This is a genomic window from Amycolatopsis sp. 195334CR, from assembly GCF_017309385.1.
In the GTDB taxonomy this organism is placed as follows: domain Bacteria; phylum Actinomycetota; class Actinomycetes; order Mycobacteriales; family Pseudonocardiaceae; genus Amycolatopsis.
In genome coordinates, this window is the sequence record NZ_JAFJMJ010000001.1 from 619807 (window position 1) to 644268 (window position 24462).

Annotated in this window: 24 protein-coding genes; 9 read left to right on the forward strand and 15 right to left on the reverse strand. The window is 71.1% G+C overall.

Annotated features, from left to right (window positions below; translation table 11 throughout):
- Positions 1–2: 2 nt before the first annotated feature.
- Positions 3–1025: an agmatine/peptidylarginine deiminase gene (locus JYK18_RS03070; protein WP_242578926.1), complete on the reverse strand. Its 1023-nt coding sequence runs from the start codon at positions 1023–1025 to the stop codon at positions 3–5.
- 115 nt (positions 1026–1140) lie between these two features.
- Between JYK18_RS03070 and JYK18_RS03075 the strand changes: the two genes are divergently transcribed.
- The gene (locus JYK18_RS03075; protein ID WP_206800530.1) at positions 1141–1833 is read left to right on the forward strand and encodes a creatininase family protein; all 693 of its coding nucleotides are present in this window, start codon (positions 1141–1143) and stop codon (positions 1831–1833) included.
- Here the strand turns inward: JYK18_RS03075 and JYK18_RS03080 are convergent.
- The 7 genes from JYK18_RS03080 to JYK18_RS03110 form a co-directional block, all read right to left on the reverse strand.
- Complete coding sequence (locus JYK18_RS03080; protein ID WP_206800531.1) at positions 1750–2793, reverse strand: lysylphosphatidylglycerol synthase transmembrane domain-containing protein; 1044 nt, start codon at positions 2791–2793, stop codon at positions 1750–1752. The two genes, JYK18_RS03075 and JYK18_RS03080, sit on opposite strands and share 84 nt — an antisense overlap.
- Before the next feature lie 68 nt (positions 2794–2861).
- A complete protein-coding gene (locus tag JYK18_RS03085) occupies positions 2862–3653 on the reverse strand; it encodes an inositol monophosphatase (protein WP_374194982.1) in 792 nt (263 codons plus the stop codon).
- On the reverse strand, positions 3650–4291 hold the full coding sequence (locus JYK18_RS03090) for a GTP cyclohydrolase II (protein ID WP_206800533.1): 642 nt from the start codon (positions 4289–4291) through the stop codon (positions 3650–3652). Before JYK18_RS03090 ends, JYK18_RS03085 begins: the two co-directional genes overlap by 4 nt.
- Positions 4292–4348: 57 nt before the next feature.
- Entirely contained in the window at positions 4349–5146 is a 798-nt protein-coding gene (locus JYK18_RS03095; RefSeq protein ID WP_206800534.1) for a class I SAM-dependent methyltransferase, read from the reverse strand.
- The gene (locus tag JYK18_RS03100; protein WP_206800535.1) at positions 5143–6162 is read right to left on the reverse strand and encodes a glycosyltransferase family 4 protein; all 1020 of its coding nucleotides are present in this window, start codon (positions 6160–6162) and stop codon (positions 5143–5145) included. The genes JYK18_RS03095 and JYK18_RS03100 overlap by 4 nt, the downstream gene beginning before the upstream one ends.
- Positions 6159–6557, reverse strand: a complete 399-nt coding sequence (locus JYK18_RS03105; protein WP_206800536.1) for a 6-carboxytetrahydropterin synthase — start codon at positions 6555–6557, stop codon at positions 6159–6161. The genes JYK18_RS03100 and JYK18_RS03105 overlap by 4 nt, the downstream gene beginning before the upstream one ends.
- 13 nt (positions 6558–6570) lie before the next feature.
- Positions 6571–7536, reverse strand: a complete 966-nt coding sequence (locus JYK18_RS03110) for a zinc-binding alcohol dehydrogenase (protein ID WP_206800537.1) — start codon at positions 7534–7536, stop codon at positions 6571–6573.
- 110 nt (positions 7537–7646) lie between these two features.
- Here JYK18_RS03110 and JYK18_RS03115 point away from each other — a divergent pair, with 110 nt between their 5' ends.
- The 5 genes from JYK18_RS03115 to JYK18_RS03135 all read left to right on the forward strand — a co-directional run bounded on the left by JYK18_RS03115 (position 7647) and on the right by JYK18_RS03135 (position 13307).
- A complete protein-coding gene (locus JYK18_RS03115) occupies positions 7647–8450 on the forward strand; it encodes a CDP-alcohol phosphatidyltransferase family protein (RefSeq protein WP_206800538.1) in 804 nt (267 codons plus the stop codon).
- Positions 8339–9274 (forward strand): threonine/serine dehydratase, encoded by a 936-nt coding sequence (locus JYK18_RS03120; protein ID WP_206800539.1) that lies wholly within the window; start codon positions 8339–8341, stop codon positions 9272–9274. Before JYK18_RS03115 ends, JYK18_RS03120 begins: the two co-directional genes overlap by 112 nt.
- Before the next feature lie 170 nt (positions 9275–9444).
- The gene (locus JYK18_RS03125) at positions 9445–10692 is read left to right on the forward strand and encodes a bifunctional glycosyltransferase family 2/GtrA family protein (RefSeq protein ID WP_206800540.1); all 1248 of its coding nucleotides are present in this window, start codon (positions 9445–9447) and stop codon (positions 10690–10692) included.
- Entirely contained in the window at positions 10689–12545 is a 1857-nt protein-coding gene (locus tag JYK18_RS03130) for a glycosyltransferase family 39 protein (protein WP_206800542.1), read from the forward strand. Before JYK18_RS03125 ends, JYK18_RS03130 begins: the two co-directional genes overlap by 4 nt.
- 105 nt (positions 12546–12650) lie before the next feature.
- Positions 12651–13307, forward strand: coding sequence for a PIG-L deacetylase family protein (locus JYK18_RS03135; RefSeq protein WP_206800551.1), 657 nt, complete (start codon positions 12651–12653; stop codon positions 13305–13307).
- On the opposite strand, the gene JYK18_RS03140 is transcribed toward JYK18_RS03135, so the two are convergent.
- Positions 13256–13837, reverse strand: a complete 582-nt coding sequence (locus JYK18_RS03140) for a dihydrofolate reductase family protein (RefSeq protein WP_206800553.1) — start codon at positions 13835–13837, stop codon at positions 13256–13258. The genes JYK18_RS03135 and JYK18_RS03140 overlap by 52 nt on opposite strands.
- A gap of 244 nt (positions 13838–14081) precedes the next feature.
- Here JYK18_RS03140 and JYK18_RS03145 point away from each other — a divergent pair, with 244 nt between their 5' ends.
- Positions 14082–14495 carry an SsgA family sporulation/cell division regulator gene (locus JYK18_RS03145; protein ID WP_206800555.1) on the forward strand — a complete coding sequence of 138 codons (414 nt, stop codon included), beginning with the start codon at positions 14082–14084 and terminating at the stop codon, positions 14493–14495.
- Between the two features lie 179 nt (positions 14496–14674).
- Here JYK18_RS03145 and JYK18_RS03150 read toward each other — a convergent pair whose 3' ends face one another.
- The 5 genes from JYK18_RS03150 to JYK18_RS03170 form a co-directional block, all read right to left on the reverse strand.
- Positions 14675–15214 carry a DUF4184 family protein gene (locus tag JYK18_RS03150; protein WP_307795762.1) on the reverse strand — a complete coding sequence of 180 codons (540 nt, stop codon included), beginning with the start codon at positions 15212–15214 and terminating at the stop codon, positions 14675–14677.
- Position 15215: 1 nt separating this feature from the next.
- Entirely contained in the window at positions 15216–16643 is a 1428-nt protein-coding gene (locus JYK18_RS03155) for a phenylacetate--CoA ligase family protein (protein WP_206800557.1), read from the reverse strand.
- Positions 16644–16655: 12 nt separating this feature from the next.
- Positions 16656–19901 carry a tetratricopeptide repeat protein gene (locus tag JYK18_RS03160; RefSeq protein WP_307795763.1) on the reverse strand — a complete coding sequence of 1082 codons (3246 nt, stop codon included), beginning with the start codon at positions 19899–19901 and terminating at the stop codon, positions 16656–16658.
- Between the two features lie 222 nt (positions 19902–20123).
- Positions 20124–21560, reverse strand: coding sequence for an APC family permease (locus tag JYK18_RS03165; RefSeq protein WP_206800561.1), 1437 nt, complete (start codon positions 21558–21560; stop codon positions 20124–20126).
- 206 nt (positions 21561–21766) lie between these two features.
- Positions 21767–22333 (reverse strand): TetR/AcrR family transcriptional regulator, encoded by a 567-nt coding sequence (locus JYK18_RS03170; protein ID WP_206800564.1) that lies wholly within the window; start codon positions 22331–22333, stop codon positions 21767–21769.
- A gap of 58 nt (positions 22334–22391) precedes the next feature.
- Here JYK18_RS03170 and JYK18_RS03175 point away from each other — a divergent pair, with 58 nt between their 5' ends.
- Together JYK18_RS03175 and JYK18_RS03180 are read left to right on the forward strand one after the other, a co-directional pair.
- Positions 22392–23240: an SAM-dependent methyltransferase gene (locus JYK18_RS03175; protein ID WP_206800565.1), complete on the forward strand. Its 849-nt coding sequence runs from the start codon at positions 22392–22394 to the stop codon at positions 23238–23240.
- A 9-nt stretch (positions 23241–23249) separates the two neighbouring features.
- Positions 23250–23705, forward strand: coding sequence for a MarR family winged helix-turn-helix transcriptional regulator (locus JYK18_RS03180; protein ID WP_206800567.1), 456 nt, complete (start codon positions 23250–23252; stop codon positions 23703–23705).
- Here the strand turns inward: JYK18_RS03180 and JYK18_RS03185 are convergent.
- On the reverse strand, positions 23696–24103 hold the full coding sequence (locus JYK18_RS03185) for an ATP-binding protein (RefSeq protein ID WP_206800570.1): 408 nt from the start codon (positions 24101–24103) through the stop codon (positions 23696–23698). The genes JYK18_RS03180 and JYK18_RS03185 overlap by 10 nt on opposite strands.
- Positions 24104–24462 lie beyond the last annotated feature (359 nt).

Genomic DNA, 24462 nt, shown 5'->3' on the forward strand with positions numbered 1-24462 from the left:
CCTCACTGTAGGGCCAGCGGCTGCTGCTGCGTGGTGCAGTGGATCCCACCCCCGCCCGCCGCGATGCCGTCGATGTCGAGTTGCACCACCTGGCGTCCGGGGAAGAGCCGCTCCAGGGTCGCGCGGGCGGCCGAATCCGCTTCGGGGTCCCCGAATTCCGGCGCGATCACCGCGCCGTTGCACACGTAGAAGTTGATGTAGCCGGCCGCGAAGTCCTCGCTGTCGTCCCGGACGTGCTCGGGGCCGTTGATCACTTCGACGCGCAATGGGCGGCCGTCGGCGTCGGTCGCGGTTTTGAGCAGGTCGAGGTGGCGGCGGGTGACGTCGTAGTCGTAGGACTCGGGGTCGTTGTCCAGTCCGGCGACCACCACGCCGGGGCCGGCGAACCGGGCGTAGAAGTCGGTGTGCCCGTCGGTGATGTCGCGACCGGCGATGCCGGGCAGCCAGATGATCTTCCGGAGGCCGAGCAGTTCGGCCAGCTCCGCCTCGACGTCCTGTTTGGACCAACCCGGGTTGCGGTTCCGGTTGAGCACGCAGCTTTCCGTGATGATCGCCGTGCCGTGGCCGTCGACCTCGATGCCGCCGCCTTCGAGCACCAGCTCGGTGCGCACCACCGGAACCCCGGCGCGCCCGGCGACGAACTCCGCGACCTCGGCGTCGCGCGCGTGCTCCTGCTTGCCGCCCCAGCCGTTGAAGTTGAAGTCGACCGCGCCGCCGGTCACGAACACCGGGCCGGTGTCGCGCAACCACAGGTCGTCGAGCGGGGTGGGGACCAGTTCGACCGCGTCGCCGACGAGTTCGCGGGCCAGGTCCAGTTCGTCCGGGCGGACGAGCATGGACACCGGTTCGAAGCGGGCGATCGTGGTGGCGATGGTGGCCAAGTTCCGCTGTACGACGGGCACCTGGTCGGGCTCCCACACGCGGTCGCTGACGCCGAAGGCCATCCACGTCCGCTGGTGTGGCTCGGCCTCGTCCGGCATCAACCGGCGCTGCGCGGCGGGGGCCGGTTCTTCGCAGCCTGTCATGAAGGCACCTCCCAGCAGCGAGAGTCCCAGTTGGACGAAGTGGCGTCGGATCATGCCCCGGACTGTACCTGACTGAATTTTCAGTCAGGAAGCGCAATGTGACAGAATCGCGGTGATGACGTGGCAGATGGTTCCGACGCACACTTCAGGGGAAGCCGCCGGTGCGGAGGTGGCGGTGTTGCCGGTGGGCAGCCACGAGCAGCATGGGGCTCACCTACCGCTGGCTACGGATACCGTGATCGCTTGCACGATTGCGGAGGCGGTCGCGGGGGCACATCCGGTGCTGCGCCTTCCCCCGGTCACCATTTCCTGTTCGCATGAGCACGCCGCCTGGCCTGGCACGGTCAGCATTTCGGCTACCACGCTCGCCGCGATCGTTACCGACGTGGCGGCGTCGCTCAAGGCGAGTGGCATTGAGAAGCTCGTGCTCGTCAACGGCCACGGGGGCAACTACGTGCTGAGCAACATCGTTCAGCAATCAAAGAAGATGGCGCTTTTCCCCACCATGGAGTGCTGGGACGAAGTGCGCGCCGAGGCCCGGCTGGAGACCGGCGCCTACAGCGACATGCACGCCGGCGAGCTGGAGACCTCGATCCTCCTCCACGCCCACCCCGAGCTGGTGCGTCCCGGCTACGAGAACGCCGACGAGCTCGCCGAGGATCGCAGGCACATGCTCACCACCGGGCTCGAGGCCTACACCAAGAGCGGCGTGGTCGGCCGACCCTCACTGGCCACTGCGGCAAAGGGCCGGGACGTGCTCGACCGGCTCGTCGTGGCGTTCGGTGACTGCCTCGCGTCGCTCGCTTGATCGCCGTCCGAACACCAGCACGCCGGCCCCCGGCAGGCTCGCCACCGCGCTCAGCAGGCCGTACACCACCGCCACCGTCAGGCCCTGCGCGGCGCCGAGACCCGCCGCACCAAACGACAGCGCCGTGACGCCCTCGCGCGGGCCCCACCCGCCGACGTTCACCGGCAGCCCCATCGCCAGCAGGGCCAGCAGGAAGATCGGCAACAACTCGAAGATCGGCGCATCGGTACCCGCCACGCGCGCGGCCACCAGGAACAACGCCAGGTGCCCGGCCAGCGCCGCCGCCGAGAGGGCGAGTACGCCCGGCCAGGTTCGAGCCGACAGCAGCCCGGTACGCACGTCGGCCACGGTGACCGCGACCCCGCGCCGCCACTTCGACGGGCTGTCCGCCCACCGCCGCGCCACCACCGGCGCCACGGCCAGCAGGGCCAGGACCACCGGCACGAGCGCCACCCCGATGGTGGTGATGACCTCCCGCGCCTGCGCCGGCACGAGCGTCGGCTGCACCGCCAGCACCGCGATCCCGGCCGCGATGAGCACCACCTGCCCACCGGCGCGTTCGAGCACCACCGCCCGCACCCCGCGCCCGAGATCACCCTCGTCCTTGCCGTGCCGAACCGCGCGGTGCACGTCGCCGAGCACGCCGCCGGGCAGCGCCACGTTGAGGAACAACGCGCGGTAGTACGCCGCGACCGCCTCACCCAGCGGCAGGCGCAGCCCGAGCCTGCGGGCGATCAGCACCCACCGCGCCGCGCTGAACACCGTGGTCAGCAGGCCGATGCCGAGCGCGGCGGCCACCGCGGGCAGGTTCACCGCGCGCACGCCGTCCAGCAGCGCGCCGGTACCGAGCTGCCAGCACAGGAACCCGAGGATGGCCGCCCCGGCGAGCAGCCGCAGCCACGACCAGAGCAGGCGCTTGGCCGCTGGGGACAAACCTGGGGCGAGCACGGCCGCGGTCATCGGGATCCCTCCTCCTGCCGCGGTGATCACCCCGGCACCCTGGACCACGTGCGGTGCCGTCGGACGGTTCAATCGAGTTCGGCCTGCCGCAGCAACTCGAGCAGTTCCGCGTGCAGCGCGGGCCCCACGGCGATGGTCGCGGCCGAGTCGACGGTGTGCTCGCTGCCGTCGCGGTCGAACACCAGCCCACCCGCTTCGCGCACCAGCAGCACGCCGGCCGCGGTGTCCCACGGGAAGTTGGCCAGTATCACCGTGCCCGCCAGCTTGCCGTCGGCCACCCAGGCCAGGTCGATCGCCGCGCTGCCGAGCATCCGGATCCGGTGCGCCCGCGCGCCGAGCCGGGCCAGCAGCCCCAGCCGCACCCGGTTCTTCGGCTCGGCACCCTCGCCGATGGCGAAGTCGCCGACCGACAGCACCGCGTCGGACATCCGATCGACCTCGGCGATCCGGATCGGCCGGTCGCCGGCGAACGCGCCGCCGCCCTTCACCGCGGTGTACCGGGCGCCGAGGAACGGCAGGTCGATCGCCGCCAGCACCCCGCGATCACCCTCGACCAGGCCGAGCGACACCCCGCACAACGGGATGCCGTGCGCCAGGTTCGAGGTGCCGTCCACCGGGTCCAGCACCCACCAGCGGTCCCGCGGCCCGGTGTGCCCGTGCTCCTCGCCGAGGAAGCCGATCTCCGGGGTTTCCTCGGCGAGGAACTCCCGCAGCGCGTCCTCCACCGCGAGGTCCACGTCGGTGACCAGATCGCGGTCGCTCTTGAGCGTCACGGCTCCCGGGATGCGGGAACCGATGATGTGCTTGGCCCGGTCCAGCGCCTCGGCGGCGACCGGGCGCAACGTGGTGTGGTCCATCAACTGCCCAGTCCGTTGACCACGGAATCGAGGTGCGGCAGGTGGTGGCCCAGCCGGTCCCGTTTCGCGGTGAGGTAGCGGATATTGTGGTCGGTCGGCTGGATCAGCAATGGTACGCGCGCGGAAACTCCGATTCCGTACGATTCCAGCGCGTCGATCTTGTCCCCGTTGTTCGACATCAGTTCGACCGTGCGCACGCCCAGATATCTCAGCACCCGCGCGGCCGGTCCGAAATCACGTGCGTCCACCGGAAGGCCGAGCGAGGTGGCCGAATCCACCGTGTCCAGCCCCTGCTCGTCCTGGAGCACGTGGGTGCGCACCTTGGCCACCAGGCCGATCCCCCGGCCCTCGTGTCCGCGCAGGTAGACCAGCACGCCGCGGCCCCGCTGCACGATCCGGTCCAGTGCCGCGCCGAGCTGGTCACCGCATTCGCAGCGGCGCGCCGAGAAAATGTCGCCGGTGACGCATTCGGAATGCACGCGCACCAGTACGTCCTGTTGTTGCCAGAGGTCGCCGAGCACCAGCGCGATATGCTCGTTGCCGTCCACCGAGTCGCGGAATGCGACCGTGCGGAATTTACCGCGACTGGTCATGAGGTCGGCTTCGGCGATGTCCTCGAACTCGATGGTTTGATCGCGCATCAAACAACTCCCTTTTCATCGCTCGACCCCGGGCCCACGCTAACCAAGATCGGGGACTCAGTCCACGCGCGGCAACGCGAGCAGATCTCGGTGGCGCACCGCCACCGCCAGCTCACCCGCCGCGCACGCCGCCAGGCGCTCACGCAGGTAGCGCTCCGCCGCCGGGCGAAGCGCGGGTTCCTGTTCCACGGCCGCGCTCACCCAGCCGGTCAACCATTCCGCCGTCAGAGCCGAGCACGTGCCGTCCAGCCGCCAGTCGCTGTCCGCCAACCGGACCACGGCACCGTGCCCGCCGAACGCCTCGGCCGCGACCGCCACGCTGTCCGGCCCGAGCAGCCGCCGCCCCTGAACCACCCTCCGCTGGTGCGCGTTGAACGCGGCGGCCAGGTCGGCGTCCAGCGGATCCCCCGGCGTCAGCTCCACCTCCCCCACCACCGACAGCGTCAGCAGCACCGGGATGCCCGCACACGCCGTGGCCAGCGCGGAAACCTCCTCCGCGGTGAGCAGGTCGAGCAACGCCGACGCGGTGATCAGCGAGGTCCCGGCGAGATCCGCGGCGCTCAGGTTCGTCACGTCACCCCGCGAAGTGGTCACCGTGACCGAGGCGGGCTTGCGCGCGGCGGCCACCGCCAGCAACGCCGGATCGCGGTCGTGCAGCGTCCAGTGCTGCGGGCCCGGCAACCGATCGGCGAGCCAGCGGACCATGGATCCCGTGCCGCAGCCCAGATCCCGGATGTGCATCGGGGTCATCAGGCGCTCGCGCAACGGTTCCAGCAGCTCTTCGGCCCGTGCGTCGGCGTCCGCCGGTTCACGCAGTGCCAGCCATTCCGAAGAAAACACAGAGAACTCGCTCATACCCGCTCCAGCACGTGAGCGAGTTTCCGCGCGCTGTGGTCCCAACCGGGCAGCGTCGTCCGGCGCGCATACGCGGCTTCGCGCAACCGTTCGCGCAACTCGCCATCGGTGAGCCACGCGCGCAACGCCTTCGCGATTTCACCCGGCTCGGGCGGTGTGAGCAGCCCGGCCGTGCCGACCGTGTCCGGCACGGCGTCGACCTCGGTCGCGAGCACGGGAATGCCGCGCGCGAGCGCCTCGGTGAGCACCATGCCGAAGGTTTCCGCGCGGGAGGTGAGCACGACCAGGTCCGCCCGTTCGAACTCGGCGGCCAGTTCCGCGCCCGCCCGTGGACCGGCCAGTTCGACCCGCTCGCCGAGACCGCGTCCGGTGATCATCCCGGTCACCTCGTCGGCGTAACCGGAATCGCGGCTGAGGGTGCCGACGCACCGGCAGTGCCAGTCCAGGTCGCTGACCTGCGACAACGCCTCGACCAGGAGATCGTGTCCCTTGCGCGGGGTGACCGCGGCCGGGCAGAGCAGCTGCCGCACCCCGTCGGTGCCGGACGCGATCGGCGCGGGCTCCGTGCCCGGCGGCACCGCGTGGACGTGCGCGAGACCGTGGTGCTCGACCAGTTGCGCGGCCGCCCAGTCGCTGGTCGCGATGACCGCCTTCGCCTCGTGCAGCGTGGTGCGTTCGAGCCGGTCGAGGTCGGGGTGCTCCACCCGCAGCGGCAGGTGCACCAGCACGACCAGGCGCAACCGGTTCGCGTGCGCGGTGATGATCTCCGGCACCCCGGCCGCGACCAGGCCGTCGAGCAGCACGAGCGTGCCCGCGGGCAGAGCGGTGAGCAGGGCCGCCAGCCGGTCGCACGCGTCGTCGCCGGGCTCGGGCCAGCTCCCGTCGATCGCCGATTCGTCCACCTGCCAGCCCAGCGCGCGCAGACCGTCGCACACGCGCCGGTCGTAGGTGTTGCCGCCGCTCGGCACCCGCGGATCGTCCACGTCACCGGGCAGCACGACGTGCAGTGCGGTCACAGCGAACGCTCGTAACTCGCCCACGCCACATGGGATTCGTGCAGGGTGACGGTGATCCCGGCGAGCCCGCGCGCACCCTCGCCCAACGCGCCCGCCTGCACCTTGCCTGCCAGGCGGTCGGCGATCACCTTGGCCAGGAACTCGGTGGAGGTGTTGATGCCGGCGAACTCCGGCACGTCGTCGAGGTTGCGGTAGTTCAGGTCGCCGAGCACGGCGGCCAGCTCCTCGGTGGCCAGTCCGATGTCGACGACGATGTTGTCCTCGTCCAGTTCGGACCGCTTGAACGTGGCGTCCACCACGAAGGTCGCGCCGTGCAGCTGCTGCGCCGGACCGAAGACCGCACCGCGGAAGCTGTGGGCGACCATGATGTGCCCGCGGACGTTCACACTGAACAAGGCTCACTCTCCATCAGTCGTAGGTGATCCGGTGGCACAGCGACGGCAGGTCGCCGCCGGCCAGCGGGGGCAGCACGGCCGGCAGGTCGCCGAACGGGCTTTCCCCGGTGATCAAGGCGTCAAACCGGGCGTCGGCGAGCAGTTCCATCGCCAGTGCCATGCGGTCCGCGTAGGAGTTGCGGGTGCGCCGGGCCGGGGACACCACACCGACCTGGCTGCCGCGGATGGTCAACCGTCGCGAATGGAAGAACTCCCCCAGTGGCAACGAGACCCGTTTATCGCCGTACCAGCTCAGTTCGACCACCACGCCGTCCGTGGTGAGCAGTTCGAGCGAGCGCACCAACCCCGCTTCGGTGGTGCTCGCGTGGATCACCAGGTCGCACTCGCCCTCGGCTTCGTCGGGCGTGGCGAAGCCGACGCCCAGCGCCTCGGCCACGCTCGCCCGCGCGGGATCGGCGTCGACGAGCTGCACGCGCGCACCCGGGAAACCGGCCAGGATCGCCGCAACCGAGCAGCCGACCATGCCACCACCGACCACGGCGATCCGGTCGCCGATCTTCGGTTCGGCGTCCCAGACCGCGTTGACCGCCGTCTCCACGGTGCCGGCCAGGATCGCGCGCTCCGGCGGGACCGCGTCCGGCACGGGCGTCACGGCGTCCGCCGGGACCACGTAGGCCGTCTGGTGCGGGTAGAGGCAGAACACCGTCCGCCCGCGCAGGTGGTCCGGGCCCTGCTCGACCACACCGACGTTGAGATAGCCGTACTTGACCGGTCCGGGGAAGTCGCCTTCCTGGAAGGGCGCGCGCATCACCTCGTGCTGGTTTTCCGGCACCTGCCCGCGGAAGACGAGTGCCTCGGTACCGCGGCTGACGCCGGAGTAGCGCGTGCGGACCAGCACCTCGCCGTCGCCGGGAGCGGGCACTTCGACCGGCCGAAGTTCACCCTGACCTGGGGCGCGGAGCCAGAACGCCTGGTGCATAACCCTCCTCTGAGCACGAAGATCGTCCCGTCAGGATAGGCGCGATCGACCCGACTTGAACCGTTCACGGACGTGGTACGTGGACAGGGTGAGGGCTTAGGGAGGTCGCGATGCGCACACTGGGATGGGAAGCGGCGGGCTGGCTGGCCGGGCAACTGGCGGTGCTCACCGCGTTGGCCGGCCACCTCGGCCTCGGGCCGGCGGGCTGGCTGGCCGGGGCCGGGTTCACCGCGCTGCTGTGGGGTGCGCTGGCCGCCTCGGTCGATCGCCCGTGGACGCTCGGACCGGCGAACCGGGTCACCGTCGGGCGGGCCGTGCTCGTCGGCGGGGTGACGATGCTGGTCGCCGACGCCACGGTCACCGGGTCGAGCCCGCACACCGCGTTGCTGGTGGCGGTCGCGTCGGTCGCGCTCGCGCTGGACGCCGTCGACGGGCAGGTCGCGCGGCGCACCGGCACCGCGTCGGCGCTCGGCGCCCGGTTCGACATGGAGGTCGACGCGTTCCTGATCCTGGTGCTCAGCGTGGCGGCGGCCTCGGTGGCCGGGCCGTGGGTGCTGCTGATCGGCGCGATGCGGTACCTGTTCGTGGCGGCCGCGTGGTTCGCGCCGTGGCTGCGGGCGGACCTGCCGCCGAGCACGGCGCGCAAGGCCGTGTGCGCGGTGCAGGGCGTGGTGCTGGTGGTGGTGACCTCGGGCCTGCTGCCGGAACCGTTGTCGGTCGCGGTCGCCGCGGGGGCGCTGGGCAGCCTGCTGTGGTCGTTCGGCCGGGACACCGCCTGGCTGTGGCGGTCTACCGTGGGGACATGGAGTCCCGCCGCGTGCGCACCCCGGATCGTCAGGACCTCGCCGCGGCTTGGCGCACGATCTCGGCCCGGCTCGCTCCGACCCCGCTCCACGCAGGTGTCGACGGGCTGAACCTGAAGCTGGAGACCTTCCAGCCGACCGGTGCCTTCAAGATCCGCGGCGCGCTCAACGCGTTGAGCGCGCTGCCCGCGGACGTCGTGCCGGTCACCGCGTCGGCGGGCAACCACGGGCTCGGCGTCGCGCACGCGGCCAGGATGCTCGGCCGCCGCGCGACCGTGGTGGTGCCGGGCAACGCTTCCCCCGCCAAGGTCGCCGCGCTCCACGCCACCGGGGTCGACCTGGTCGAGATCGGCAGTTCCTACGACGACGCCGAGCAGCACGCGCTGGAGCTCGCCGCCGGTGGGGCGCACTACCTCTCGGCGTACAACGATCCCGAGGTCATCGCGGGCCAGGGCACGATCGGGCACGAACTCCGCGAGCAGGTCCCCGGACCGCTGACCGTGGTCTGCGCGGTCGGCGGGGGCGGACTGGCCTCCGGGCTCGGGTTGTGGGCTTCCGGCCACGACGACGTCCGGATCATCGGTGTCGAAGCCGCCGAATCGACGGCGGTTTCCGCGGCCGTGCGCGCCGGGCGGGTGGTCGACGTGCCGATCGGGGAAACGATCGCCGACGGGGTGGCCGGTGGGGTGGAACGCGGGTCCGTCACCATCGAACTGATCTCCGCGCACGTGTCCGAACTGCTCACCGTGACCGAAACCGAAATCCGCGCGGCGATGCGGTACCTGCTCACCGAACGCGGCGTCGTCGCTGAGGGTGCCGGCGCACTCGGCGTGGCTGCTTTGCTTGCGGGCAAAGCGAAAGCGGACGGCACGGCGGTCGCGGTGGTGTCCGGGCGCAACATCACCGTCCCGGCGCTCACCGCCGCCGTGCGCTGAGCCAACCGCGCGAAGCTTGGCGCGCGCTGAACCCCTGCCGTCCAGCGGTAAGGGGGGAAACCGGTGCGCAATTAGGGGGTTGGGGCGGCGCGGACCGGCTGGCACAGTAATTCACGGGCCGCATTACCCCCAGCACGCATTTCGACCTCCTTGGAAGGAAAAGAGAGGCGATGCACAGAACTCCCGAGGCGACGACGATTCCGGCCGCCGCCGCACCCATTTCACTGAGCACCACCACGGTGGACATCGTGGTGCCGGTGTACAACGAGGAACGCGCGCTCACCGGCACGGTCGAGGTGCTCCGCGCCTATCTGCGCGAGAACTTCCCGTACGACTGGACCATCACGGTGATGGACAACGGCAGCGAGGACGGCACGCTCGAAGTGGCCAACGCGCTGGCGCGCAACGACGAACGCGTGCGGGTGATGCACCTCGACGTGGCGGGCCGCGGCCGCGCGCTGCGCGAGGCGTGGGGCCGCAGCGGCGCGGACGTGGTGGTCTACATGGACGCCGACCTGTCCACCGGGCTGGACGCACTGCTGCCGCTGGTCGCCCCGCTGGCGAACGGGCACTCCGACATCGCCATCGGCTCCCGGCACGCGCCCGGCGCGCGCACCATCCGCGGCCTGCAGCGCGAGTTCATCTCCCGCTCCTACAACGCGTTGATCCGGCTCACCCACGGCGCCCGGTTCCGCGACGCGCAGTGCGGGTTCAAGGCCGCGCGCGGCGAGGTCATCCGCCCGCTGCTGCACCACGTGCACGACGACGGCTGGTTCTTCGACACCGAACTGCTGCTGCTCGCCGAGCACAACGGGCTGCGCGTGCACGAGGTGCCAGTGGACTGGATCGAGGACGTGGACACCAGGGTGGAGGTGACCAGCACGGCCTGGCACGACATCCGCGGGCTGATCAGGGTGGCCAGGGCGAAGGCACGCGGCACCGCCCGGGTCGATGAGCTGCCGCGGCGGCCGGACCCGAAGCCGATCCACCCCGACCCGGTGCTCGGCGGGAACGCCGGCGCGCTTTCCTGGCAATTGCTCTCGTTCGCCATTGTCGGCGCCATTTCCACGGTGGCGACGTTGACCTTGTACGCGATTTTCCGGGAATGGATGCCGCTGCTGCTCGCCAATTTGGCGGCACTGACGCTGACCACCCTGTTCAACACCGAGGCGAATCGCCGGTACACCTTCGCCGGGCGCCGGCATTCCACCGGCCGGGTGCATTTCCAGGGGATCATCGTCTTCGCGCTGTACTACGGGTTCACCTCGGGTGCGCTGCTGCTGTTGCACTGGCTGGCCCCGGACGCCTCGCGCCTGCTGGAGCTCACCGTGCTGCTGGTGTCGTCGATCCTCGGCACCACCGGGCGATTCCTGTTGCTGCGCAACTGGGTCTTCCGCCGGAAGGAGCCGACGGCATGACCGCCACCGCGCACCGGAGCGCACCCGCGACCACCCGTACGGCGGTCTGGGCACTGGCCGCGATCTGCCTGCTGGCCGGGGTGCTCTACGCCTGGGGCTTCGCCTCCGGCAGTTGGGGCAACACGTACTACAGCGCCGGGGTCAAGGCCATGTCCTCCGGCTTCACCAACTTCCTGTTCGGCGCCTACGACCCGGCGGGCGCGGTCTCGGTGGACAAGCCGCCGATGTCGTTGTGGCCGCAGGTGGTCTCGGTGTGGATCTTCGGTTACCACGGCTGGGCGATCCTGCTGCCGCAGGTGCTCGCCGGGGTCGGCGCGGTGTTCCTGCTGCACCGGACCGTGCGCCGCTGGACCGGTGAACCCACCGCACTGCTCGCCGCGCTGCTGCTCGCGCTCACCCCGATCACCGTCGCGGTGAACCAGGTGAACCTGCCCGACACGCTGCTGGTGCTGTTGCTGGTCGCCGCCGCGTACGCGCTCACCCGCGCCGTCGAAGGCGGGCGGCACACCGGGTGGCTGCTGTGGTCGGCATTCTTCGTCGGCTGCGCGTTCACCACGAAGATGCTGCAGGCGTGGATCGTGGTGCCGGGCCTGGCCGCGGCCTTCCTGATCGGCGCGTCCGGTCCGGTCCGGCGGAAGCTGCTCGACCTGCTGGCCGCCGGGCTCGTGCTCTTCGTGTCCTCGTTCTGGTGGCCCGCGCTGCGTGACTGGTGGCCGGGTGAGAAGCCGTACATGGCCAGCACCTCGGACGGCACCGCGATGGACCTGATCTTCGGCTACAACGGGTTCGGCCGGTTGTTCGGTGCCGAGGGCGGTGCGGTCGCCACGCAGGCCGGTGGTGGCAACGTCGGGGTGGCCGGTGGCGCCTCCGGCATCACGCGGATGTTCGGCGCGGCCGGTGGCGGGCAGATCTCCTGGTTGCTGCCGCTGGCTTTGGTCGCGCTGGTGCTCGGCGTGCTCGGATTCCGCGCTGCCACGCGGGAAGGGCGCGCGGGCTGGGTGTTGTGGGGCAGCTGGCTGGTGCTGTCCGGACTGTTGTTCAGCTTCGCGCAGGGTGTGATGCACCCGTACACCTCGGCCATGCTGGCGCCGGCGGTGGCCGCGCTGGGCGCCGCCGGGCTCGCCCTGCTGTGGCGGTTCTACCGCGAGGACAACGCCGCGTGGGTGTTGCTGCCGTTGGTGGTGGCGGGGACCGCGGGCTGGGCGTGGGTGGTGATTTCCCGCAACCTCGCGTGGCACGGCTGGCTCCGCTGGGCCGTGGTGATCGTCGCGGCGGCGGCTGTGGTCGCGCTGGTCGTGGCGAGGCAACGGGACGAACTGCGCAAGGCCGCGCTGGGGCTCGCGCTGACCGCGGTGGTGCTCGCGCCCGCGGTGTGGTCCGCGGGTACCGCGCTCGACGGGAACCGGATCGGTGTGCTGCCGTCCGCGGGTCCGTTGAGCGAGCTGTTCGCCAAGCTGAAGGGCAGCCCCGGTGGGTTCGGTGGGCTGCTCACCGCGGACCTCAGCCAGGAGAACCGGCGGATCCTGGCCTATGCCAAGGAAAACGGCGGTGGCGCGGAGATCGTGCTCGCGGTCGAACGCGGGTCGACGGCCACCTCGCCGTTCCTCATCCACACCGACGAGACGGTGGTCGGGCTCGGCGGGTACGCCGGTGCCGATCCGGCGCCCTCACCCGCCCAGCTGTCGGACTGGGTGGCGCGGGGCCGGTTGCGGTTCGTGCTGAGCAGCCTCGGGCAGGGGCCGAGCGCACCCGCGCAGCAGGAGCGCGCGGCGTGGCTGGACCGCGAATGCGTGCTGGTCGATCCCGCCGCGTACGGGGGCCAGCCGGTCCAGAAGTTGTTCAGCTGCAGCTAGGGGAGGTCGTTCCGCAGCGGCGGAGCCGCTGGCTGTGGGCCGTCACCTCGCACCGCCACCCGCACCGCCACGCAAGCCACTCTCAACACTGCTAGGGGAGGTCTTATGAGCAAGCCGGTCGCGCTGGCGGTGTTCGCCCATCCCGATGATGCCGAACTGGCCTGTTTCGGCACCTTCGCCGCACTGCGTGCACGCGGGTACGCGCTGTCGGTGCTTTCGCTCACCGACGGCGCCAACAGCGACGTGGAGCAATCCTACCTCCGGCCGAAGGAAGCCAGGCTCGCCGCCGCGATGGTCGGGGCCGAGCTGGTGGTGGAGGACTTCGAGGACGGCTCGCTGACCGCGGGGCGGGCCGTGTTCGACCGGATCGAGCAGCACATCCGCCGGGTGCGGCCGACCGTCGTGCTGACCCACTACCCCGGCTCCCGCGAGCACCAGGACCACCAGGTGGTCGGCACGGTGGCGACCACGGTCGCCCACCGTGCCGGGCACGTCGGCCTGGTGTTGCAGGGCGAGCCGCCCGGTCAGGCCGGCTCGTTCACCCCGCAGCTGTTCACCGACATCACCGCGCACATCGACCTGAAGCTCAAGGCCCTCGCCTGCTACAAGTCCGAAGCGGACAAGGGCTTCATGCACCGCGAGACCGTGCTGGACCGCGCCCGCTGGTGGGCGCGGCAAGCCGGCGCGGTGGAGGACGGCGTCCCCCGCTACTACGAGGCGTTCGTGGTGTCGAAGGCCTTGCTGCCCGCGCTCGGGGTGTAGCTGAGGATGAGCAGCCCGGTCTCGTGCACCTCGACGCCGTTGAAGTCGAACTTGTACTGCTGCCCGTCGCGGTAGAGCAGCTCACCGGGCGCCGCCTTGCCGGAGAGCACCGGGTGCAGCCAGACCCGCAGTTCGTCGAGCAGGCCGTGGTCGAGCATCAGCCGGGTGACCGGGCCGAACCCGTACTGCAGCAGGTTCGTGCCGGACTCCTTGAGCTCGCGGATGCGCTCGACCACGTGCTCGCTGATCACCTCGGTGTTCTCCCACTTCGGGTCGGTCAGCGTGGTCGAGACCACGTACTTCTTCAGCAGGTTCATCCGGGCCGGCGAACCGTCCTCTTCGGTCACCGACGGCCAGACCGCGGCGAAGCCCTCGTAGGTCTCGCGGCCCATGATCACCGCGTCGGCGGCGCGCTGCTGGGCGTCGGCGGCGCGGTTGGCCTCGGCACCGAAGTAGTCCATGTGCCAGTCCTGCATGTTGCTGATGTCACCGTCGAGGGTCAGGTACGTGGCGTTGACGATCTTGCCCATGGTTCGCGCTCCTTGTTCCGCTGTGTGGTTGCCCGTGCGTCGAGCGGGCCCGGCGCGGATCGACAGCCCGCCGAAAAGATCTTGGAAGTAACCCCGGTCACACCTCGTTCGCGCAGACGGGTGACGACGAAACGCCCGCCACTCCTCCTTTGGGATGAAGCGAAGTGGTTTCATGTTCCACAGTGCGTGCTCGCGCGTTCTCTATAGGGAGAGAGCCGGCGAACGGACGGAAGGAACCACGGCGATGCCCGACTACCAGGACACCACCCGCGCGAAGATCGTCTTCGGACTGCGCACCTTCGCGGCGGGCCCGGCGCCGCTGCCCGCGGAGCTGGCGTACGACACCAGCGACCCGTACGCGGTCGCGGTCAACTTCCACACCGGCCGCGGCACCGTGCAGTGGATGTGCGCCCGCGACCTGCTCGCCGACGGCCTGCTCGGCCCGGCCGGTCTCGGCGACCTGCGGATCAGCCCGGCCACCGACCCGGAGTACGTGGTCTTCGAGCTGATCACGCCGGACGGCGAGGCCGTGATGGAGGCACCGTCGGCGGAGATCGCCGCCTTCCTCGACCGCACCTACGAGAAGATCCCGGCCGGCTCCGAGCACCAGTGGTTCGACTTCGAGCACGAACTGGGCAAGCTGACCTCGCACAGCTGAGTCACCGTCGTCGGGTCAGGTACCACCCCACGACGTAGGCGGCGAGCGCGACGCCCGCACCCCGCGTCATGCCGACGAGCAGCTGCCTGACCCAGTCGTAGCCGCTCACGCGGCTCACCGGATCCGCCAGGCCGCAGGCCGCCCCGAGTGGAGAGGCTGCTGAGAAGCCCGCGCTGTGTTTAAGTTCGCCGAGAAAGCCCGGTAGCGGGACTCCCGGCGGGAGCCAGCCGGTACCACCGCACCGCCGCCAGCGCGAGCACCAGCAGCCCGCCTGCCGAGGACACGTAGCCGATCACGTTGTAGAGCCGGTGCGGGCCGACCACGGACGTTCGCAGCCAGGCCCAGTGCTGCACCGCGGGGCCGTGCACGTGCGTGACGGCGTCCCAGGCCACGTGCGTCAGCGCTCCGACCACAATGGACACGGCGAGTCGCCACGCGGCCACCCTCCGTCCACTTCGGACCTCGATGCGGGCGCGCACCCCGTCCGGCGCCAGCGCGAGCAGCGGCGCGGCCATCGCCCAGCCGAGCAACAGCAGCATGATGCCGAGTGCAAGATCCACCCAGAAAACCCCGCCGAACGAATGCGTGATCTTGGAGCCGCCGGGGATCGGCAGGTAGTAGGCGACGTCCGGGGACAGGGCACCGGCGACCAGCCCCGGCAGCCACAGCACCCGCCGCAGCGGCAGCACCACGGCCGGGTGCGCGAAGGTGAACGGCACTCTAGGAGTTCCCCCGCGTGTACCGGTGCTTCACGCCGACCGGGAAGTACTCCGGGTCGCCCGCCGGTCGCAGGTCCACTTCGGGCAGTTGCCGGTCCGCCGGGACGTAGTGCGCGAACTCGCTGTTCAACCGCACCAGCTGCGCCCGGATCGACTCCGCCACCGCCGCCGGGTCGCCGTCCTTGCCCGGCGCGAGTTCGACGGTCACCCGCAGGCGCCGGTCCCGCTGCTCGTCCTCGACGGCTTCGAGCACGAACTTGCCGGTGACCCAGCCGCTGATGCCCGGCTGTTCCAGTCCGACGGTCACGTTCTCCGGGTAGACGTTGGCCCCGAAGAACGACACGGTGAACAGCGACCGGCCGAAGACGTAGACGAACGGCAGGTTCTCCCCCTCGGGCGGTGAGAACCCGTGCCGTGTGCAGAACTCGACCAGTTCGTCGTGCGCGAGCACCCCGCCTTCGTCGGCGATGTGGTAGCGGACCAGCGGAATCCCGTTGTCACCGGTGAACAGCAGCGTGCCGTCGGAGACCTCGAAGTACCGGCTGGCCGGGTCGTACTGCACCAGCGTGGGCAACCGGTCGGCGTCGAACAGTTCCCTCGCCAGGTCCGGCCGACCGGCCAGGAACCGGCGGATGGACACCGAGAGCGCGGTCTCGTTGCCCAGGACCCCGGCGTCCGCGGTGCCGTACAGCGCCACGGAATCACGCACCGGATCGGCCATCCCGGCGCGCTCGGCCATCAGGTCGCGCCACTCCTCGCTGAACACCTCGCCGGCGAGCACCAGCTTCACCGCGTACCGGTCCCAGCCCTCGCCGCTGTCCACCACGTCCTTGACGAACGGCGGGTACCCCAGCAGCACCACCTGCTCGAAGTGCGGCGCCAGTTCCGGCAGCACGCGGAGGATCTCCGCCTTGTTGTTGCCCGGCGCCACCACGGTGATCGGGAAGCCCTTGGCCGCCAGGTGCCGCACGCAGGCCGTGGTGAACAGGCCGCCGACCCAGGTGCCGAGCGGGAAGCAGACCACCGCCAGCGTCCGGCGGTGGTCCGCGCCGAACCCGCGGAACACCTGCTCGAACCGGCGGGTGATCTCCAGTTCGTCGGCCAGCGAACGCGGCCAGATGGTCGGTGTGCCGCTCGACCCGGACGACACCGCGATCATGTCCAGGTCCTCCAGCCTGCCGTCGCGGCACAGCTCGGGCAGCGGGTAGCGCTGGTGGTAGGACGCCTTGTCCAGCAGCGGCAGCCGTTCGAAGTCCTGCCGCGAGGTGATGGTGACCGGGTCGACGCCGTGCTCGCCGAGGAACTTCCGGTAGGCGGGCACCGAGTTGGCCACCTCGTGGAACAGGGCCACCGGGTCCATCGCGGCCGGTTCGCCGGAGAAGAATCGCTCGAAGGCCCGCGTCACGCGGTGGGGTCGCTCCAGGTCCATGCCCGCATCGTGTCAGACCCTGGCCAGGTTGAGGCGCGTCCGCACCTCGTCCGCTTCCGGCACGCCCATTTCCGCGAACAACGCCAGCGCGCGTTCCCAGTGCTCGCGCTCGCCGGTGGCGTCCCCCAGCCCGCGGTGGGCGTACGCCTGATCACCGGTGCAGCCGGTTTCGACGGCGATCTCCAGTGCGTCGCGGAAGAAGCGGGTCGCCTCGGCGGATTCGCCGCGGGTGATGGCCAGCGAGCCCAGCGAGGTGAGCACCCGCGACTCCACCCCGCGATCGGCGCACTCACGGGCGATCGCCAGCGCTTCACCCAGGCAGCGCGCGGCTTCGTCGTGGCGGCCCAGCTCGCGGTGGACGTCGCCGTAGTGCTTCAGCGCCACGCCTTCGTTGACCCGCCCGCCGGTTTCGCGGGACACCGCCAGCGCCTGGTCCAGCCGCTCCAGCGCGTCGTCGTACCGGCCGAGCGAGCGGAGCGCGCCACCGAGGATGCCCAGCGCGTACCCCTCGCTGGTGCGGGTGCCGGTCTCCGCGAACAACGCCAGCCCTTCCTCCAAAGAGGACACCGCCTGCTCGTGCTTCCCCTGCGCGGACAGCACATCACCGAGGTTCACCCGGACGTAGCCCTCGCTGGTGCGGTCACCGGTCTCGCGGGCGGCGGCCAGCGCGAGTTCCAGGTACCGCGCGGCGTCGCGGTAGCGCCCCATCCCCCGGCAGGCCGCGCCCAGCACCACCAGCACCAGTCCCTCGCTGTTCCGGTCGCCGGTTTCCCTGGCCAGCTCCAGTGCCTGCTCCAGGTAGGCCAGCGCGTCGGTGAACCGCCCGAGCGCCCGGCACACCAGGCCGAGCGTGTTCAGCACGTAGCTCTCGGTGTTGCGGTTGCCGCTTTCCCTGGCGGCGGCGAGCGCCTCTTCCAGGTAGCTCAACGCTTCCTTCGACCGGCCGACCCGCCAGTACCCGAGCCCGATGAGGGTCAGCGGGTCCGTGCGCTCCCCCGCTTCGGCGAAGGCCGACGCATGCGTGTGCAGCATCAGCGCGTCTTCGTGGTACCCGCCGAGGTCCAGGTACTTCCAGAGGATGCCGGACAGCAACCGGACGTGCTCCGGCCAGCCGTGGCGCGTGGCGTGCGAGGCGACGGCGAGCAGGTTTCCGCGTTCGGTCTCCAGCCACTCCTGGGCGTTCGGTGGGCGCCAGTCCGGGAACCGCAGCGGCGGCGCTTCCGGCCGCAAGTGCTTCTCCTGCGGGGAATCCAGGTCCATCGCCAGCGCGGCCGCGGCGACGTAGTGGTCGAACAACCGGGTCAGCGCGTCACGATCGTCCTCGGCGAGTTCGGCGGCGTAGACCCGCAGGAGGTCGTGCAGTTGGTAGCGGCCAGGCCGCAGTTCCTCGGCCAGGTGCGCGCGGACGAGCACGTCGATCAGCCGCTGTGCCTCGTGGAGGCTGGTCCCGGCGAGCGCGGCGGCGGCGTCGACGGTCAGCGCGCGACCGGGATGCAGGCCCCACAACCGGAACATCCGCGCGGCGTCGAGCGGCAAGTGCCCGTAGGACCAGGAGAACACCGCACGGACCGCGGTGCGCGGGTCGCCACCGCCGTCGAGCAGGTCCAGCCGCCGGCGCTCGTCGGCCAGTTCCGTGGCGAGCTCGGCCAGCGACACCGACGGCCTGGCCAGCGCCAGCTCCGCGACCAGCCGGAGCGCCAACGGCAACCGCACGCAGTACTCGACGAGCGCTTCCGCGGGCACGGGCTCCGCGGTCACCCGCTCACCGAGCAGCGTGCGCAACAGGTCCAGGGCGTCCTCGGGCGTCAGGAGGTCGAGCAGCACCCGGTGCGCGCCGTGCCGGGCGATCAACGCGGGCAGCGTCTCGCGGCTGGTCACCAGCACCGAGCAGGACGCCGCGCCCGGCAGCAGCGGCCGGACCTGCTCGACCGAACCGGCGTTGTCCAGGATCAGCAGGAGCCTGCGGTCGTCCAGTTCGGTGCGGAACCGCGCCGCGCGCTGGTCCTCCTCGGCCGGGATCTCGGCACCGGCGACACCGAGCGCACGCAGGAACCCGGACAGCGCGTCACCCGGTTCGACCGGTCGTTCCGGCCCGTACCCGCGCAGGTCGAGGTAGAGCTGGCCGTCCGGGAAGCGCTCGCGGGACCGGTGGGCCCAGCGCACGGCGACCGCGGTCTTGCCCACCCCGGCGGTGCCGGACACCACGGCGATCCGCACGGCCGTGCCGTCGTCGGGCAGGAGGTGGTCCAGCGAAGCCAGTTCCGTGATGCGGCCGGTGAACCCGCCGACGTCGGCGGGCAGCTGCGCCGGGCGGCGGCGGTCGCCGTCCGGCGCTTCCGGCTCTTCGGGCCGCAGCACGCGCGCGTGCGCCCGCCGCAGTTCGGGGCCGGGCTCGATGCCCAGGTCCCCGGCGAGGCGGCGGCGGATCTCGTCGAACAACTCCAGCGCCGCCGCCTGCTGGCCGGCCCCGGCGAGCGCGAGCATCAGCCGCGCGTGCGCGGTCTCGTGCAACGGCTCGGCGGTGGTCAGCGCCCGCAGGTGCGGGATGGCGTCCTCGTGATTCCCTTGCGCACCAGCGACTTCGGCGTACGCGAGGACGGCGGCCGACCGGCGCGCCTGGAGGGAGTGGCGCACCGGGTGGTGCCGGAATCCGTCCAATCCGGACAGTGCGGGACCACGCCACACCTCGAGCGCTTCGAGCCAGCACCGCTCCGCGGTCGCGGGATCCTCGGCTTCTTCGGCCCGTTTCGCGGCGGCTTCGAACCGCAGGAGGTCCAACTGGTGTTCCTCGACGGACAGCCGGTAGCCACCGGGGACCGTGGTGATCACCCGAGCCGGCTCCTGGCGCACCCGGCGCGGCTCCAGCACCTTGCGCAGCCGCGCGACGTAGGTGTGCACCAGTTCCAGGCACGAGGACGGCGGCCCGTTGCCCCACAGCACGTCGACGATCTCCTCGCGGCGCACCACCCGGTTCGGCTGGATCGCGAGCAGCGCCAGCAGCCGCCGCTGCTTCTCGGCGCCCAGGTCGACCGGCTGGCCCGACTGGTGCACCGACAACGGCCCGAGCACGCGGATGCTCAGCTCCGGGGCCTCGTCGGCGAGCACGGCCAGCAGCCGCCGCGTGGTCTCGGCGCGGGAGTTGCGCACGTGCCCGCGTTCGGCGTTGCGCACCGCGCGCAGGCTGACCCCCGCGCGTTCGGCGAGTTCGGCCTGGGTCAGCCCGGCCAGCAGTCGCCGGGCCCGCAGCCTGTTGTCCACCGGCACCTCCAAACCTGCCCGTCCAGCTTGGCGAAGATGCCGCCGGACGACCACCGCCAAACGCACCACAGGGTTGTTCACGCTGGTCAGAGCACTGTGATCGAGTACAGTGCGGAGTACAGGCAGGCGTCCAGTCCTGGCCATTATGGTGATACAGGTCACTGGGGCACCCGCCGCGTGGGGTACGGCGGGTGCCCTGGCGCGGTTGGGGGCCGCCAGCGGTTACTTCTCCCGCAGGCGGGAGTGGCGGCGGCCGTAGACGAAGTAGATCAGCAGGCCAAGGCCCAGCCAGGCGGCGAACCGGATCCAGGTCAGCACGTCCAGGTTCAGCATCAGGTACAGGCAGGCCAGCGCCGCCACGATCGGCAAGACCGGGGAGAACGGCACGGTGAACGGCCGCTGGAGGTCCGGCCGCTTGCGCCGCAGGACGGGCACCGCGATGGCAACGATGATCATCGCGGACAGCGCGCCGATGCTGACCATGTCCGACAGCTCGGTGATCGGCACGAACGCGGCGAGCAGCGCGATCAGCACCGCGCCGATGATCGTCACGCGGTGCGGGGTGCCCCAGCGCGGGTGCACCGTGCCCAGCTTCTTCGGCAGCAGCCCGTCACGCCCCATGGCGAAGCCGATTCGCCCGATGGTCACCAGCTCCACCATCATCACCGAGGTCAGCCCGGTCACCGCGCCCAGCGAGATCAGCGCGCTGATCCAGTGCATGCCCACCGAATCGAAGGCGTCGGCCAGTGGCGCGCCCTCGTCGATGTCGGTGAACGGGACCATGCCGGTCAGCACCAGCGACACCCCGATGTACAGCAGCGCGCAGATGCCGAGCGCGCCGAGGATGCCGACCCGCAGGTCCTTGCGCGGGTTCCTGGTCTCCTCCCCGAGGTTCGCCAGCGCCTCGAAACCGGTGTAGGCGAAGAACACGATCGCCGCCGCGGTGAGCACGCCGGCGATGCCGAACGCCGACTGCTCCAGCCCGAGCCCGGCCTGCACCACCGGCTGGTGCAGCACGTCGGCCCCCTCCTCCGGCGGCTGCGACGGCGGGATGAACGGGGTCAGGTTCGACCCCTTCACGAAGAAGACGCCGATGCCCAGGATCATCAGGCACACCGCGACCTTCACCACCACGAGCACGTTGGTGAACAACGAGGACTGCTTGATCCCGGCCACCGCGACCACCGTCAGCACCGCGATGATCAGCACCGCGCCGATGTTGATCGTGGCGTCCTCGCCGAACCACTGCGGCGGCAGGCCCAGCAGGTTCGCCAGGTAACCGGACCAGCCGCGCGAGACCACCGCCGCGCCGAGCGCGAACTCCAGCAGCAGGTCCCAGCCGATGATCCAGGCGAACACCTCGCCGAGCGTGGCGAAGGCGTAGGTGTAGGCGCTGCCCGCGGTCGGCACGCTCGACGCCAGTTCGGCGTAGCAGAGCGCGGCCAGCCCGGCGACCACGGCGCCGATCACGAAGGACAGCGTCACCGCGGGCCCGGCGTGTGTTTTCGCCTCGACCCCGGCGAGGGTGAAGATCCCGGTGCCGATGATGATGCCGACCCCGAATCCGACCAGGTCACGGCCGCGCAGGCGCCGCTTCAGGTCGCCGGATTCCTGCCGCGCGAGCACCGTGTCGACGTCCAAGGTGCGCATGATTCCCATTCGGGCACCGTAGGAGTTCCGGCACCGGTCCGCAGCGCAACGCGCTAGGCACTGTCCTACAAGTCACGCTCGCAGTCTTCGCGCCCAGGCGGCCCCTGGCGGCACCGGGCCTTCGGCCGAGTACGGCCAGTACGAGGCCGAACGCCCGGCACCGCCAGGAACCACCTGGATCACGAAGCCCATCGAGCAGACTTGCAGGACAGCGCCTAGGCGAACAGCCGGTCGGCGCAGTCGGCGACCAGGTCCTCCGCGTACCCCGGGATGGCGTTGCCCGCCCGCAGGTGCCGCCGGACCGTCGAATACGGAATGTCCACAGTGGCCAGAACCAGCCGGTCGGCGCCCTCGGCACCGGGGTGGCCGACGCGGTCGGCCAGTGCCCGCAGCGCCCGGTCGACCTGCGCGTTCCGCTTGGCCAGCCGGTCACGGGCGTCTTCCGGCCAGGTGGGTTCGCCGAAGTCCACCGGGCCGTACAACAGCACCGCGGCCTGGTCGGGGTTCGCCCGGCACCAGGCGACCACGTGCCGCGCGGCCGCGGCGGGCGAGTCACCGTCGAGCGCGTCGAGGAAGCCCTCCTGGAACCGTTCCACCGTGCGCAGCCACAGTTCGGCGAGCAACGCCGACCGGCTCGGGAAGCGGTGGTAGATCGACCCGCTGGGCGCACCGGCCGCCCTGGCCACCGCGGTGACGGTGACCGAAGCCGGCCCTCCGGTGGCGGCCAGCCCGGCGGCGGCGTCGAGCAGGCGGTCCGTGTCGTGGCGCGGCGGCCGTCCCATGGCGGGCAGGGTACCGCCAACCCGCTACGGTGTGCGCAGGCGAACGCGAGGAGTACTCATGTCCGACCACGATCCCGACCTCGTTCCCGACGGCGTCGATCTGGAGCACCCCAATCCGGCCCGGATCTACGACTGGTTCCTCGGTGGTACCGCGAACTGGGCGATCGACCGGGAGTTCGGGGCCAAGGCGGTGGCCGCCTTCCCGATGGTGCGCTCGATGGCCAAGGTCGGCCGCGAGTTCCTCGGCCGCGGGGTGCACTACCTCGCGCGCCAGGGCATCACGCAGTTCCTCGACCTCGGTTCCGGCGTGCCCACCGTGGGCAACGTGCACGAGATCGCCGACTCGGTGAACCCCGACAGCCGCTGCGTCTACGTGGACAACGAGCCGGTGGCGGTGGCGCATTCGCAGGTGCTGCTCGAACGCGAGGGCGACCTGCGGCGGCACGCGGTGATCCAGGCCGACCTGCGCGACCCGGAGAACATCTGGGAGCGCGCGATGGACACCGGCGTGCTGAACCCGACCGAGCCGATCGGGCTGATCATGGTGAACGTGCTGTACTTCGTCAGCCCGGAGGACGGGCCGAACGAGATCATCGCCCAGTACCGCGACCTGCTGCCGTCCGGTTCGTACTTCCTGTCCTCGCACATGACCGTGGACGGGGTGCCCGCCGAGGGCGAGGAGGAGCGGGCCGAGGTCCGCCGCCAGTACCGCAACTCGGCCACGCCGCTGCACCTGCGCTCGCGCGAGGAGTTCACCCGCTTCTTCGACGGGTTCGAGCTGGTGGAGCCGGGCATCACGTGGATCCCGGAATGGCGCACGGACGAACGCGCCTCCGAGGCCACGCAGGACTTCCTGGCCGCGCCCAACACCAGCAGCGCCTTCGCCGGGCTGGGGCGCAAACCCTAGGATCGGCGCATGGCGGGTGAGGGGCTGAGCGTCGACCAGGGCATTCGGACCCTGTTGCTGCTCATGCCGCGGATGGCGGGCCGGGTCAAGCGGATCCCGGTTCCCGAGCAGCTCCGCTCGTTCTCCCTCGCCCCGCGTCACCTGTCGCTGCTCGCCTACCTGCTCTTCGACGGGCCGATGACGGTGAACGAGCTCGCGCGCCTGCTGGAGGTCGCGCCGGCCACGGTGAGCCTGATGGTCGGTGACCTGAGCAGGCAGGGCGTGCTCGAACGCCGGGAGGACAGCCAGGACCGGCGGCGCACCATCGTGAGCATCGCCGACCAGCACCGCGACGCGGTCGACGCGTGGCTTTCGGCGGGCGCGAGGGCCTGGCGGAAGGCGCTGGAGCCGCTCACCCCGGACCAGCGGCGGATGTTCGTGGAGACACTGGAGACCTACGAGCGGGAAGCGGCCGCTCAGTCCTGATCGCCCTGGCGGCGAGCCAGGTTCATCACGGCCCACACCGTGCGCGTGGTGCCCTCGCCGCGCACGCCCCAGTCGAGCGGGAGCTGCTCCAGCAACAGCCTGCCGTCGGCGGTTTCGTCCGGGGAGACCGGCAGCGGCACGTCGTCGGTGGCCTCGGCGTCCACCTCGACGCGCAGGCGTGCGGCCTGCCGGTCGAGGCCGAGGCGGATCTCGGTCACCTGCTCGCGGTAGCGCTCGGCGTCGGAGATCAGCTCGTCGACCACGAGCAGGGTCTGGTGGACGGATTCCGGGGTGGCGCCGTCGAGCATCAGGCGCACCTGGCTGCGTGCCCAGGAGGTGCTCTCCGGGCCGTCGGTCAGCGTCATCCTGGCGTTGAGGATCTGGTCAGGCTTCGGCACGCGTGGGGCTCCTCCCCGGTACTGGGCTGCTTACCTGTACCCCGGATGAGCGTGGGGGAAACACCGGAGAGTGAACACAATGAACGAAAGCGTGACCACGGTCACGCGCGCGGTGATCCTTGACCGGCATTCGGCCCGTTGATCAAGGAGGATCACGTGCTCCGACGACCCCTTTCCGGGCGGTTGCCGCTGGTGGGCGCCGTGGTGTTGCCCGCGGTGGTGGCTGCGGTGGTGGCTGCTCCGTCCGCCGCACTGGCTGGCCCGGCCGCCCCGCTGACTGCCCCGGCCGCCTCGGGTACCGCACTGGCTGGCCTGGCCGCCGCACCCGCTGCCTCGGCCGCCGCACCCGCCACCTCGGG